Source organism: Okeania sp. KiyG1 (assembly GCF_014132355.1).
Classification (GTDB): Bacteria; Cyanobacteriota; Cyanobacteriia; order Cyanobacteriales; family Microcoleaceae; genus Okeania.
The window spans coordinates 138,967-154,041 of record NZ_BLZO01000117.1; the positions used below are offsets into that span (position 1 = coordinate 138,967).

A 15,075-nucleotide genomic window follows, 5' to 3' on the forward strand; every position below is an offset into this window, starting at 1 on the left:
TGAATCTTTTGATTATGTTTATTTCTTCCTTCTTCCTTCTTCCTTCTTCCCTCTTTCTTCTTCCCTCTTCAAATCCAAATTACGCTCAAAAATTTCATCAATAGGCAACATTTGACCATCTTCAGTCATAAACTTATGTTCTGGCGTTGCCCGAATAACTGTTCCATCTTCTAGACTATATTCATAAACTTCCTGCACACCCCGATTATGCCATTGAGCGACTGGCTGTGTATAAATATATCCATTCTCATCTACCGTATAAACAGTACATTCAATCTGGTCTTCTACAATTTTACCAATAGGAATAGCACCATATTCCACAGTCATAATTTCTGTCTCATAAGCCAAACAATATTCAGCGAACTTAATCATCTGTTCAAACAAATCTTGTGCCACCCCGGAACTAACACCTCTTTGAGTCGCACCATCAATAAATATTTCTCGGTGCTTTTCCATTTCCGAGACCTTCTTTTTACCCATGCAGTTGTGAACTATAAAATCATTGGCAATGAAGTTATGAGTTTCGGGAATTGTCAAATCAAAAACTTCTTCTTTGCCAATATATTCTATAGAAGTAATCTCATCCCAAAACACTTCAGAATTAGCTATTGCTTTTAATTCTTCATCTGCAAAAGCTGTCGCAAAATTATGAACTTTATGACGGGATAAACTCCTAGTTGGGGTGTTTTGAAAATTCAAATCTGACGACATTGTGCCACGACATACACCGACAGCTTTGTCTATTTCTGTCCAAGTCATTCCACTAGCTTTTTTAGCTTGTGCAATTAGGGTAAGAATTTCTGGAGGTAGGCAATGTTTGGATTGATTTTTTTGTTTATCTTTGATGACTAAATAACAACTTTGACAAAGCTCCTGTTTATAACTACTCAAATATGGCTGTATCAATTCACAAAACTTGAGCATATCCTCACGTCCTGTAATTTGAACTCGATAAGAAAGATAAGGCTTACCTTGATATTTTATCTTTTTAATATTGAACAGAGAAACTATACCTAAACGCAGAAGTAAATGTTGGATTTGTCTGACTAAAACTTCTGAGGTAGAGTTGTAATCTGTATGACCAATTTTTTTGTCAAAACTACCATCGGTTGACCATAAAATTCCTAAGAAAAGTTGTAACTGACTCTTAGACAAAGAAAATATCCAATTAGGAATTTCTTTATCCGGTGAATTAGCACGTTTGAGATGATTATCTACCCAATTATTAAAAACTGACAGAAAACCTATACGGACATAAATAACTGATTTTTTTCCTGGATGTAGTTGTTTATCGACAGGTGCTGAAGAGCCAAATAATTCTTCTGCGCAGCGATTAAAATCAGTAATTAATTCTGGATCACTATTACAGAAATAACTTCTGACTTCTGACTTCTGACTTCTAACTTCTAGATGTCCGTCACCTATTAAATAAGCAGTAAGTTTAATTTGAGCATCAGATATTTGACTACTATGATTAATCGGAATTTTTTTTGGTAAACCTAAGCGATCGCCTAGGTCAAAATCTTTTAAAGGTTTCCATCCTAAAACTGTATAAAAAAGGTGGTCGTTTGTAGCTCTAATTTTCCTATTTGTACGAGTGGTAATTTCCCAAACATCTCGGACACCATTAGCATGAATTTCTGTTATTGGTTTTTGAACAATTTGTTGACTTTTGATGTCTAAAGAAAAGACTTTTCGACTCAACCAATACTCAGGTTTGACAGCTATTTCTTTGAGACTAATTAAGTTGCCTGTTGCTGCATCTATTACTTTTGTGGAACCACTTAGACAACGACGTAATAAATCTGCTTCTCCTAAAGAATATCCTGCTAAATCTTGAGCCATTTTCATAATTTGCTCTTGGTAACAATTATGAACAACTACTCCTTCTGCTAGAAAGTATGGTGAGTTTTGGTCTTCCATTTCTAAATCAAAACATTCCGCTTTTCCTGCTTCTTCCACAGAGACAACATAAACAAGTCTGGCATCCTGAAAATGAGTTTTTTCGTAGATTTCTTGGTTAGACTCTTCCCGATTTTTATGACTCGAAGTATCTGTCTTATAAATGGAATCTTCTGAAGGAGTTGCCCAAGAAAAATCTGATAAATTTGTCTGTCTGAATAAGGTTTGTTTTGAGAAGGAAAACTCCAGATTTTTCTGAATCGAAGTATCTGTCTTATAAATGGAATCTTCTGAAGGAGTTGCTAAAGAGAAAGAGGAAATCTCTAGATGGCTTTCTCGGAAATTTTCCCAATTTTTCAGCTTCCCTGTATCTGAAAAATTTGTCGGTTTAAATAAGGTACCTTTTTCCTGGGAAAACTCTAGATTTTTCCGACTTGAAGTATCTGTCTGAGAAATAGAATTTTCTGAAGGAGTTGCTAAAGAGAAAGAGGAAATCTCTAGATGGTTTTCTCGGAAATTTTCCCAATTTTTCAGCTTCCCTGTATCTGAAAAATTTGTCGGTTTAAATAAGGTACCTTTTTCCTGGGAAAACTCTAGATTTTTCCGACTTGAAGTATCTGTCTGAGAAATAGAATTTTCTGAAGGAGTTGCTAAAGAGAAAGAGGAAATCTCTAGATGGTTTTCTCGGAAATTTTCCCAATTTTTCAGCTTCCCTGTATCTGAAAAATTTGTCGGTTTAAATAAGGTACCTTTTTCCTGGGAAAACTCTAGATTTTTCTGACTTGAAGTATCTGTCTGAGAAATAGAATTTTCTGAAGGAGTTGCTAAAGATAAAAAGGAAATCTGTGGAGTTGCCAAAGAAAAATTTCTTAGATTTTTCTGTGTGAATAAGGTTGATTTTGACAAGGAAAACTCCAGATTTTTCCAAATCGAAGTATCTGTTTGACAAATGGAATTTTCTGAAGGAGTTGCCAAAGAAAAAGAGGAAATCTGTAGATAATTTTCTCGGAAATTTTCCCCATTTTCCTGCTGAGGTTTATCTGAGAAATTAGTCGGTCTAAATAAGGTAGCTTTTTCTGGGGAAGACTCCAGATTTTTCCGACTCGAAGTATCTGTCTGAGAAATAGAATTTTCTGAAGGAGTTGCTAAAGAACAAGAGAAAATCTGTAGATGGTTTTCTCTAGATTTTTCCCAACTTTCTAGTTTCTGTCTATCTGAGAAATAAGCTTCATTTTTACCTAGTTTTTTCTGATTACTAGAAACTTGCCATTTTTCATAGACCGCAGAACCATAAATATTACCCTTCTTAACTTCCCCCACCCCAGGTTTCAACTCCCAGGCAAACTTATCTCCTTCCGGAGTTAAAAAGCGATGGTTTTTTCCCGCATAAATTACCGTTCCGCTAGACAAAGTAATCTTTAATATTTCCCTAACACCACTCCGCCACTGTTTAGCAACTTTTGCCTGCCAAACTTTCCTACCATCCGAAGTTAAAATTATCTCCCCACTCTTAATATTTTCGATCGCCACTCTCGAACCATCTGGTTTATCAATTAAAGTTCCCTTTGGCAAACAAAGAACCCCATAAGTTTCTTGCAAAATCGGTTCTAACTTTGGATGTTGATATTTAATTTCTTCCCGCCCATGTTTTCGGTCAATAAACTTCGGAATTAAACCAGCATCCAAAGGTCCGGGGCGATACAAAGCCAAAATAGAAGAAATATCTTCAATAGAAGTAGGCTTCAATTTTTTCACAACATCAACCATCCCAGAAGATTCCAATTGAAATACCCCTTCCAAATCTCCAGACTTAATAAGTTCATAGGTTTTTTTCACATCCTCTGGCATTTTCTTAATATTGCCTCTTGCCAAAATTTCCATTGCCTTTCTTTCATTAGCTGGCAACTCATCTGGAACCAAAGGAAGATGATGATTTTGCTCAATCAAATCGGCAGTATTCTGAATAATCGTTAAATTTTTCAATCCCAAAAAATCCATCTTCAACAAGCCAAGGGATTCTATATCTTCCATGTGATACTGAGTAATCACCGAGCCATCATTATTTCTTTGCAAAGGCACAATTTCATCCAGAGGTTCTTTAGAAATTACTACCCCTGCCGCGTGTACTCCAAAAGTTTTATTAGTACCCTCAATTCTAATTGCCATCTCGATCCATTGTCGGACAGAAATTGTATTAACTTCTCCCCCTTCATTATCTTCTATTTGTATTTCTTTATTCTCAAAAGCTTCCTTAAATTCTGGGGAAGGAGTTTCATCACAAATCATCACCTTTAACTTTGCAGGTTTACCCCGTGCAACAGGAATTAACTTTGCCATTTTATTCGCTTCCCCAAACGAAACTCCCAACACTCTTCCCACATCTTTTAATACTGCCTTAGATGTCATCCGGTTAAAAGTAATAATTTGAGCAACTCTCTCTTCTCCATACCGTTCAGTCACATAATCAATCATTGCATCTCGGTTTTCAATACAAAAATCTGTATCAATATCTGGCATTGATTTCCGTTCAGGATTCAAAAATCTTTCAAATAATAAGCCATGATGTACCGGATCTATATTAGTAATCCGCAGAGAATAAGCAACTAATGAACCAGCCGCACTTCCCCTACCCGGTCCGACAGGAATATTGGCATCTCTTGCGTGTTTAATGTAATCCCAAACCACTAAAAAATATGTAGAAAATCCTTTTTCCTGGAGAACTTTCAATTCAGTTTCCATTCGTTCCTTATAAGCTACAGGAAGTTCATTTTTTTGTTTCAGTTTCAGTCGTTTTAATAACCCATCCCAAGAAAGCTCTTCTAGATAAGTATCAGCATTATGTTCTGGTGGAATCGGATAGTCAGGAATTCGTGGTTCTCCTAATATTCCTTCGTAGGCTTTAACTTTATTTGCTACTTCTAATGTATTAGCGATCGCCTCCTCTATAACTTTATCTTCTAGATGGTCTCGAAATAATAATTTCATCTCTTCAGCAGACTTTAAATATTCGGTGCCACTATACCGCATCCTTTTTGTTTCAGCTATTAATTTTTGAGTGTTAATACACAACAAAGCGTCGTGAGCTTCTACATCTCTACAGGAAATAAAATGAGAGTCGTTTGTCGCTACTATTTTTATGTTTAATTTATCGGCAATTTTAGCTATTCCAGTATTAACTACTCTATCTTCTTGGAAACCGTGGTCTTGAATTTCTAGATAATAATCTTCCCCAAATAAGTCTTTGTACCACTTAGCTATTTTCTTGGCTTCCTCATATTTTCCCTGCATAATATTTTGCGGTACTTCTCCTGCCAAACACCCGCTAGTTACTATCAAACCTTCGTGATATTTTTCTAGTAATTCTTTATTAATACAAGGTCGAGCAAATATACCTTTTCCTTGAAAACCATGTAGGTGAGAAAGGGTTGTTAGTTTGACTAAATTTTTATAGCCTTGAGTATTTTTTGCTAATACTACTTGGTGAAACTTTTTGCCTTTTTGTTGTTTCTCAATTTCTCCTTTTATCACATACATTTCATTGCCAATTATGGGTTTAATTCCTTTATTTCTACAAAGTTTAATTAATTGAATCGCCCCATACATTACTCCGTGGTCTGTTAGAGCAATGGCTGGCATTCCTAGTTCTACCGCCCTATCTATTAATTGTGGTAATTGGGATGCTCCGTCTAATAGGCTGTAGTCGCTATGAATATGTAGGCCAACAAATGACATTTTTTTTAGATTTTAGAATAAATATTATATGTAGCTTTATTTTATAAGGAAGAAGCAGGAAGGAAGAAGGAAGAAGGTTTATATTTAATTTTTGGTGCTGTTTATTTGAGTGAAAATCTTTACCTATAAGCTTTTTAGGGTTTAATCAATGGTTAATATAAATTAAGTTTATAAATTATTGCTAAATATATTTGAAATTTAAACTTAATTTTCCAAAAAAGTTCAAATGAGCTATTTAGGAGGAAAAATGGGGAAATTTAGGTGCGATCACGCTCTAATTGGCCATTTATCAAAAGTATTGATATGTAAGAGATATAGGGTGGTTGCTGGGAAATAAATTTTCGTGTATTTTGGAGTTAAGTCATTCGCTCTGCGTAGGTGCTTATTAAGATGAGTAAAGAATTTTTGAGTGGGAGTGCGATCGTGTCAAGGAAGAAGTAAATTGTTTAATTATTAATTATTCGGTAAGAGGAAAGAAGGAAGAAGGAAGAAGGAAGAAGATTGATTTTGGCTGCTGTTAGTTTGACTGAAAGTCTTTACCTGTAATGTTTTTAGGGTTTAATGAATGGTTATTATAAATTAAGCTGATAAATTATTGCTAAATATATTTGGAATTTAAACTTAATTTTCCAAAAAAAGTTCAAATGAGCTATTTAGGGGGAAAAATGAGGGTAATTTGGGTGCGATCGCGCTTTCGTAGGCCATTTATCAAAAGTATTGATATGTAAGAGATATAGGGTGGTTGCTTGTCAAGAATTTTTCGTGTATTTTGGAGGTAAGTCATTCGCTCTGCGTAGGTGCTTATTAAGATGAGTAAAGAATTTTTGGGTGGGAGTGCGATAGCGCAGCTAAACGTAGTTATCGCGCTAGTGTAACGTAGTTTTATCGCGTAGTGAAACGGAGTTCTATAATTTTTAAATATCTTTTGCTGCAATGGAAAATTTCTAGAAAAAGAACTATCTGAATTGTTAATCAGACTATAGACATTGAGAATCTAGGCATCAAGAAGACTTTCAGAATATTTATCACAACTGCTATAAAATTAATAGTTAAGCAGCTTTCAAGCAAGTAAAAATATGACTGATATACCTTATTTATTGTGTGATGAGTAAATTAGTTTCATCTGTTTCGTCTATAAATATATGGGCAATTGGAGTCATAATTATGTGTATAGGAATATTGATAACTATTGTTCCTATAATCGGAGCTTTTTTAAAGAAAATTGATTTAGATAGTGCTGGGACCTGGTTTGATAATGCCAATAATCTTGGAGAAGAGCAAGAGAGGTTGAAAGAACACTTTAGTAGAATTAAAGGAACTTTAGTTTACTGGAAGAATCAGGCAGCAGCTTACCAAAGGCTTGACTCAGCACGAGTAATTTGGAGTTTGATTTCAGCCGTTAGTTTGCCTGTTCTTATCCAATTTTATGATGCAGCAGATAAATGGGCTGTCATCTTTATGACTTTACTGACAACATGGACAGGGTTGATTGTAACTTTAGCTTACACTTTTAAAGCAGAGCAAAAATATCAAGGATTTCGTCAACAGGAATCTGATTACTATGACATTAGTCGTACTTTGCTTGACTTTCCAAATTCAGATCCTCAACTCCTAAAACAACAAGTTGATGAATACATACAAAAGGTAGCAGATATTCGGAAGTTTGCTCGTAGAATTGAAACCGGGAGTCCTCAATCTGCTCTTTAGGAAATACCAGTGGTGTTGATTATCTTTAGCTGAAATAGCAACATTTCCATGACCGAGCTACAATTGATTTAAAGTTATTTCTGCTTCTTTAATGAACTATGAAAAAGATTATCCATCAAAACATAAACTTAAAGAAAGTTTTAAGCAAGGCTCAAGTTAGAATAAAATTACCAATACCATTTATAAGTTATGAAATTCCTCTAAATGAGGTGATCGATCCCCAAACTATAGATACCCGAATTACTAGATTAAGCGATATTAAAAAAGAGCTAGAGTCTGCAATATTTGCTGTAGAACAATTACAAAGTGAGGCTCAAGAAAACAAAGAAGAAGTTAGTAGATTACAAGAACGTATTCGTGAGTTAGAAGAGGATAAAAGTACTGCAGAAACTGTCCTAAAAGTTCCTCAAGAATCGTTTGCTCGTCTGATCGAAAATGCTAGTTCTAAGGGAAGAGTGCGAGGATGGATTGAAGGCTTAATTCTTGGCTTACTATCTGGAGTTATTTCTAGCCTTACAGTTTGGGTTTTCACTGAAAATATTATTGCACTACCTCAAAAACTTTCCATTCAGGAACAACCAAACCCTATTCCTTTAAAACCAATAGTAAATTATGAGGATTAATCCTTCAAAATGCTGTTTCAGGGTCATAATCTACCAATTGCAGTCGATTTAAACTCTTCAAAATTATCAACCGTTTCAAAAGTTTCTTTACAATAACTTTCCCAAGATAGAACCATAAAATAATTCTGCTTTGACTACAGAACAAACCGCATTTTTTTCAGCCTCTAAGTTATCAATACGGCTCTTAATATTTAGTACTTTTCCCTTCAGATACATGACACAAACATTTGTATCTAGTAAATAAATTAAAGAACTATTACTCATTAAAAGCTCCAACTAAATCATCATCCATCTCATCACAAATTTCCAGATTATCCTCTACCAAATCAAAATCGGTACAAGTACCATATAAATTAAGTATCCCCTGAGAATGAAGCATATTATTTTGTTTGAAAAATTCAATAAGTTCAACATCAGAGAAAAAATTCAGCAGCTCTTTTAGTTCATCAAAATCAATTAATCCTTCTCGAAAATCCTCTAATACAAGATTAGCAATAATCTTTTGTTGTAAATTATCCCATTTACCTTGAACTCTTTCCGTTAACTTATCTGGTAAATTAATTTTAATTTGCATAATTTAAAAATATCCTCACTCTACATTTGACATTTTTTCTAGGTTTTAGATTAAATATTTGGCGTTAGTGAATCAAGCTATGAAACCTAAATTTGGCAAAATCTAAAATAATTAGGGCTTGGTGATTAACAATCAAAGTATTCACATATAAAAGTTTCAGCCTTATTAGGTTGAAAAAAAGTACCATATTTTCGGCTAATACCAATTTCCTAGAGTCAGATTACACATAACTTGACAGCTTAGTTTTCAAGTTTGATAGATACTTTTACAAGTGTTGTTTCAGTTTATGAAATTGGTATAAGAAGGCTCAAAAAGTTAGTCTTTGTATAAGAGTTGGGCAGAAAAATTAAGGGATAATTCTTACTTCTACCTCCTCTAAATTCCCCATTCCTCCTGTGTCCTGTCTCCTGTATTCTCCCCCCACTAAAAGACTTTTTCAGCAAACCCTAATTAGGGGTGAAGTAGATTTGAGTTGAAACTGAAATAATATCACCTCAATGTTTGTAAGCATTTCCTACGGAATCCTGCGCAAACAGCTATTAGGAGTTAGCTATCAGCAATTAGTAATGAATAATTACTTCTCAGGTTTATAAACGGGACTTTTGCAGTAAATTTTTATTCTTTCTCAATTTCAAAGGTTGCTTTTACCTTGTCAAAAATTAATAACTGATAGCTAATAGCTGACAGCTGAACGCTTATCAATATTTAGGGTTTGCTGATTAAATATCAAATAATTAATTGCCAGATAAAGTTTTTAGCCTTTTTAGGTATAGAAAAATTACATGATTTTCAGCTCTTCATGCTCAAAAAGGAGCGCATTTTTAGCCCATAGTTGGGCAAAAAAAATCTTCCACACTCCCCTACTCCTTAAAAAAGACTTTTTCAGCAAACCCTATTTATCTTTAAACTCGCCCCTATAACTCAGATATCTCAGCCAAATATTCCAAATTCTATAGATAACTGAAAACTAACTACGGTCAATTTCTGCCAAAATTTCATCTAAGATTTCTTGGGCACCCTGTTTTCTCAATTTCTGAGCTAATCCAATACCTATTTGTTCCGCATCATTAACACCACCAATAACAACATCCTTAACTAATTTCTGACCATCTAAACTAGCAACAATACCAGTTAAAGTCAGTTGTTCCCCCTCTACTTTAGTATTGACACCAATAGGAACTTGACACCCACCTTCCAACTCTCTCAAAAAAGCACGTTCGGCATAACATCTCTGAGCCGTAGAAGTATGTTCCAAACTCTTCAATAGATCGAGAATATCATTATCTCCAGCACGACATTCTATTCCCAAAGCACCTTGCCCAACAGCATGAAGAGAAACCTCTGGCGGTATAACCTGATGAATCCGATCGCCCATACCCAATCTATGCAAACCAGCAAAAGCTAGGATTAGGGCATCATACTCTCCAGCATCCAGTTTTGCTAGTCTAGTATTGAGATTTCCACGAACATCCTTAAATTCAAAATGTGGGTAATGGTGACGGAGTTGTGCCAAACGTCTCAAGGAAGATGTACCAATAACAGCACCTTCTGGCAAAGCTTCAAGTTGTTTATCTTTGAACTTTTCATGGACGACTAGAGCATCTGCCGGGTTTTCCCGTTCGGTGACACAACCTAAAACTAAACCTTCTGGCAGATTTGTAGGTAAGTCTTTGAGAGAATGAACTGCTAAATCAGTTTCGTTTTGCAGCATTCCCAACTCTAGTTCTTTGGTAAAAAGCCCTTTATCCCCAATTTTTGCTAAGGCTACATCTAGAATTTTGTCTCCTTGAGTAGACATAGTGTGGACTTCAAATGTGATATTTGGGAAATTTTTCTGGAGTTCTTCTTGTACCCAGTAGGTTTGAACTAAAGCGAGTTGACTTTTGCGGGAACCGATCCTAACGGTACGAGTAGGGGCAGATACTGTCATATCTTAATAATTTCCAGTAAATAATTGTGGTCATTCTTTCTAGAGTACAGTAAAAAGGGGCCTAATTTTAGAAGTCAAAAGTTAAAAGTCAAAAGTCAAAAGTTAGAATTTGGGAGTCAAAAATCAAAAGCTAGAAGTTAAAATTTAGAAGTTAAAATTTAGAAGTTAGAAGTAATCCCTGACTGAGTTTAAGTGTTTATATATTCATTCAGGAATATTAATATCTTCATTTTGTGAAGCTCAAAACATAGGGTCGAATCTTTCCATCTGTCTCCCCCCTCAGTGAAAAGCCAGCAACATTTTCATTTTAATAAGCTCTTATAAAAAACAGCGGGTCAAAGGATTTTCGGTTCCATCCTCACAAAAATTGTGATATGATAAAGACTATAAGGGGTTGCTCGCCCCTACGCATGACTTTTTATTCAACTAAAATTCCTTGTTCATAGAGAATATAGAGAATCAAGTATTCAAGAATGTTTCCCCAGGAAAAATACCAGAAATATCTTCATTTTGTGAAGCTCAAATTGTGAAGTTCAAAACAGATGTGTTTTTCCCGCAGTTGAATCTTTCCATCTATCGCCCCCTCAGTGAAAAGCCAGAAATATTTTCATTTTAGTAAGCTCTAAAAATCAGCGGGTCAAAGGATTTTCGGTTCCATCCTCACAAAAATTGTGATATGATAAAGACTATAAGGGGTTGCTCGCCCCTACGCATGACTTTTTATTCAACTAAAATTCCTTGTTCATAGATAATCAAGTATTCAGGAATATTTATCAAACCCAGAAATATCCTCATCTCGTGAAGCTTAAAACAGATGTGTTTTTCCCGCAGTCGAATCTTTCCATCTATCACCCCTCCGTGAAAAACCAGCAATATTTTCATTCTGTTAAGCTCCAAAAAAAATCAGGGGGTGAAAGGATTTTCGGCTCTATCCTCACAATTTTTGTGATATCATAAGTAGTATAAGGGGTTGTTCGCCCCTACGCATGACTTTTTATTCAACTAAAAAAAGTTTATAGTATCTTAGCGATAGAACTCCGTTCCGCTCCGCGATCGCGAATGCTGTAGAAAGGAAAATCAATGTAAAAGATAGCAAATGGAGAAAGGGAACAGGAACGGACAAGATGCCCATTCCACAAAACTGTTAAAATATCAAATCCAGTAGCATTGGTGTCAAGTGTGACCCCCTACTCCCCTACTCCCCTACTCCCCTACTCCCCTACTCCCCTACTCCCCCACTCCCCTACCACCGAGGACTTACCAAGGACTACCAACCATAGTAAATCCTGCCCAATAATAAGGATGAGATAAATTCTTATTCTCAAACTTTCTTAGTGCCGACGGTAACATTACAGAGCCATAGGAACCAGTACCCTTTAACTGACCTTCTGCAATAACTACTTCCCCTCGCAACATTGCTAACTGTGCTTGCCGTAAAGCTTCTGATTTAATCTTAGACTCATTTAAGTGAGCGTAAAATTCTGTCATTAACCCTAATGTCCCTTCATCACTCACATACCACACACTAGCTAAAGCTGACTTGACTCCTGCTGCGACTGCCAACCCGGCAAAACCTAATTCGGCATTTTTATCACCAAAGGCAGTACGACAAGCTGACAATACCAACAATTCTACTGGAGGTTGATTCCAGCCTAGTTCTCGCATTTGGTCTAGCCTTAATTGTTCGTCTCCCCATAATTGAATATATGATTTATTAGCTTTTCCTGCTCGAAATTCTGCATGAGTTGCCAGGTGAATTATGGGATAAGGATAATTTTGTCGTTGAGCTAATAGGTTGTTGTAAGTGAATTCTTGATTGAGAAATTTTTTACCTTTCCACAATTTTTGAGAAATAGTTTCTAATTCTACGGGTACTGCTGGTAAGGGAATCTTTCCAATAAACTCACTAGCTCCCATTGCTAATACTTGGGTATCTTCAAGAGTTCGATAGTTACTATCCATTAAGCTGATACTAGGAATCAAACTCAGACTATATTTTTCCACCATAAATTGTTTACCGTCGTGTAATGCAGCTACAGGTAATGTCCGTAAACCTTCATCCATACTGAATAGTAAAGTATTGACATTAGCTGCTTCTATTTCAGTTGATAGGGGTGCAATTAGCAAATCATATAATTTTTGTGCTGGCAACAGATAGTTTTGAGTAAAGCGTTCCTCTGGATTAGTAATATAGAGGCGTAACTGTAGCACAAGTTTCATCAATTCCTCGCGCTTGACACCGGGAATAGTTTTCACGATGGGGGTATTACCTGGTGTATATAATACTAACTGCAATTCTTCTGGGTAAACCGTGACATAGATAATTGCTGAATTATTTTCTGTTTGACGGTCAATTTCTGCCAGAACTTCTCTAATATTTTTTGTAGATGTTTTTTGCCGTGAGAAGTTTTTTCCAAAATAGTCGGCAAATGTATCGCTGCGACCTTTTTCTATAGTTGCTAATTTTTGGAAGTTGGCGAGGGTATTTTGGGCTGTTCTATTGAGACTAGAGATTTTCGGTATAGTTGCCTCTCTATTACCATCAATTAATAGTTGGTCGATACTAATAAAATCAGTAAAATTAATACCGCCTTCAATTTTGGTTTCATAACTTTCTAGTATAATTAGAAAATCATCATCTTCTAGATTTGCTCCCTTTTTTATTCCTGGAGGAGTAGTTTCAGAACTAATTAATATAGTTCCCGTTTCTCCTGTTATGACATTAACATCGATATTGCCCTCAACAATTATTGCCTCTTTTCCAAATATATTTACCTCTCCAGCATTACCAGAAAATTCTCCTCCAGTAGCACTAATATTTCCGGCAAAATAATTTTTTCCATCTGACAAAATTATGACTTTTCCACCCTCTCCATTCTCAACAGTATCAGCAGAAATAATCGTCTTTTCATTAATCAAAATTTCCACAGAATTAGGAACAACTTCATTACCTTGAAAATTACCTCCAATTGATACTATATCGCCTCCATTTACACTATTGGCGTTAATATTGGCATCAATAACTGCTACGCGATCGCCTAACACATTAATTTGTCCCCCAATATTATATCCCCCCCTGACCCCCCTTTGAAAGGGGGGGGGAGTTGTGGACACATCAAGACTTCCAGAGGCAATAACCGTTCCTGGTACGTCATCTATTATGGTATTTGAACCGTCTAATACTACATCACCTTGAGAATTAATGCTAACAGATGTGGCATGATTTATTTCCCCTCCTGTCAATAATTCAGGTAACAATAGTACAGGCAAAAAACTAGGAATAGTCACCCTATTTCCAACTGTTGGAGATACTTCCAAACTTAATAAATTCCCTGGTTGAGAAATTTTTATGGTACTATTACCTTCTACTGCTGCGATATTAATGTTACCACCAGCAGTGGAGAGCTGCCCAATATTAATGACTGTACCACCAAGTAAAGTGAGATTATTTTCGGGTTTTAAACGTAGGTTGCCTTCATTAATTATAACGCCTGGGTCTGAGGTGTTAAATCTATATCCACTAGAGTTTCCTACTAGATTTGAGTAATCATTGTTTCCTATCGCTGTAAACCAGGAGTTGTTGTTGTTAAAGCCTATGTCTGTAGCTGTGGTGACGCTGAATGAAGCAGGAATATTCAGACTGGCATTTTTACCAAATATCACACCTACGGGGTTCATTAACAAGAGATTGGAATTACCGCCAATTACTTGTATCTGACCGTTAATAATTGAGGCATTTCCACCCGTAACTCTACCGAGAATATTACGGGTGTCTGGGGTAGTCAGGAAATTAGCAGTTTGGCCTGAATTTAGGTTGAATTGGTCAAAGCTGTGGAAGAGGTTTGTCCCGTCTCTACTGCGAGTACCTCCTTGAATATTAAATTGATTGCCATTTTGGTTAACTGTTGTATTTGTGCCATCGTTAGCTGGAGTGATAGATTCAGCTTTTGTCTTGGTTGTAACTACTATTGCTAGTAGAGGTATTAATAGGGATAAGAGATAGCGCTTAACTGTTAAACTTTTCATGGTTGAGTTAAATAAATCAGCTCTGATTGAAATGGTCAAATACTATTTTATTCCGGTAAAATTGGAGTTATATCATGTCCGGATAATTAGTGATAAAAAAACTTTCTCCTTCTTCTCCTGTTCTTGTTCTTCCTTCTTCCTTCTTTCTTCTTCCTTTTTTCTTCTTCTTTCTTCTTTCTTCTTTCTTCTTTCTTCCCTCCTGACTCCTGACTCCTCGGTCGTTATTTATAACTGTTCAACCGGACATGATATTAGAGAAAGTTTATCCAGAGATGCAGATGTGACAACTGACAACTATGTTGCGATCGCAAAGTAGAACAGACCTTAGTTGTCCTGCTCCCCTAATATTAAATCCGTTGGTTTCTCGTAGGGGGGCCATTCGGAGCTTTGCGGAACGCATAAGGCATTCGCCCTCTTATATTCTGATCGCCATTCATGCTCAAAACTCAGGGTTTGTAGGGGGTTTGGAGACCAAACCCCTAAAGGGTGTAAATTGTACCAATGCTACCGGATTTGATATAATCAGGACTTACGCAAATTGACTTTTAAACCGCTATCTGTAGGAGCGAATGGCATTTGCG

The 15,075-nt window shown here is 36.0% G+C and carries 7 protein-coding genes; 2 read left to right on the top strand and 5 right to left on the bottom strand.

Features of this window, described 5'->3' with window-relative positions:
- Nucleotides 1–18: 18 nt before the first annotated feature.
- Complete coding sequence (gene dnaE, locus SAGCYANO_RS27860) at nucleotides 19–5,634, bottom strand: DNA polymerase III subunit alpha (protein ID WP_202223040.1); 5,616 nt, start codon at nucleotides 5,632–5,634, stop codon at nucleotides 19–21.
- Nucleotides 5,635–6,798: 1,164 nt separating this feature from the next.
- Between dnaE and SAGCYANO_RS27865 the strand changes: the two genes are divergently transcribed.
- Together SAGCYANO_RS27865 and SAGCYANO_RS27870 are read left to right on the top strand one after the other, a co-directional pair.
- A complete protein-coding gene (locus SAGCYANO_RS27865; RefSeq protein WP_202223041.1) occupies nucleotides 6,799–7,341 on the top strand; it encodes a hypothetical protein in 543 nt (180 codons plus the stop codon).
- A 98-nt stretch (nucleotides 7,342–7,439) separates the two neighbouring features.
- Complete coding sequence (locus SAGCYANO_RS27870) at nucleotides 7,440–7,964, top strand: hypothetical protein (protein WP_202223042.1); 525 nt, start codon at nucleotides 7,440–7,442, stop codon at nucleotides 7,962–7,964.
- An 87-nt stretch (nucleotides 7,965–8,051) separates the two neighbouring features.
- On the opposite strand, the gene SAGCYANO_RS27875 is transcribed toward SAGCYANO_RS27870, so the two are convergent.
- From SAGCYANO_RS27875 to SAGCYANO_RS45785, 4 genes are all read right to left on the bottom strand, one after another.
- Complete coding sequence (locus SAGCYANO_RS27875) at nucleotides 8,052–8,228, bottom strand: type II toxin-antitoxin system VapC family toxin (RefSeq protein WP_202223043.1); 177 nt, start codon at nucleotides 8,226–8,228, stop codon at nucleotides 8,052–8,054.
- Nucleotides 8,221–8,538, bottom strand: coding sequence for a hypothetical protein (locus SAGCYANO_RS27880; RefSeq protein ID WP_202223044.1), 318 nt, complete (start codon nucleotides 8,536–8,538; stop codon nucleotides 8,221–8,223). The genes SAGCYANO_RS27875 and SAGCYANO_RS27880 overlap by 8 nt, the downstream gene beginning before the upstream one ends.
- A gap of 967 nt (nucleotides 8,539–9,505) precedes the next feature.
- Entirely contained in the window at nucleotides 9,506–10,468 is a 963-nt protein-coding gene (hemC, locus tag SAGCYANO_RS27885) for a hydroxymethylbilane synthase (RefSeq protein ID WP_202223045.1), read from the bottom strand.
- Nucleotides 10,469–11,725: 1,257 nt separating this feature from the next.
- Nucleotides 11,726–14,533, bottom strand: coding sequence for a CHAT domain-containing protein (locus SAGCYANO_RS45785; RefSeq protein WP_237396765.1), 2,808 nt, complete (start codon nucleotides 14,531–14,533; stop codon nucleotides 11,726–11,728).
- Nucleotides 14,534–15,075: the final 542 nt, after the last annotated feature.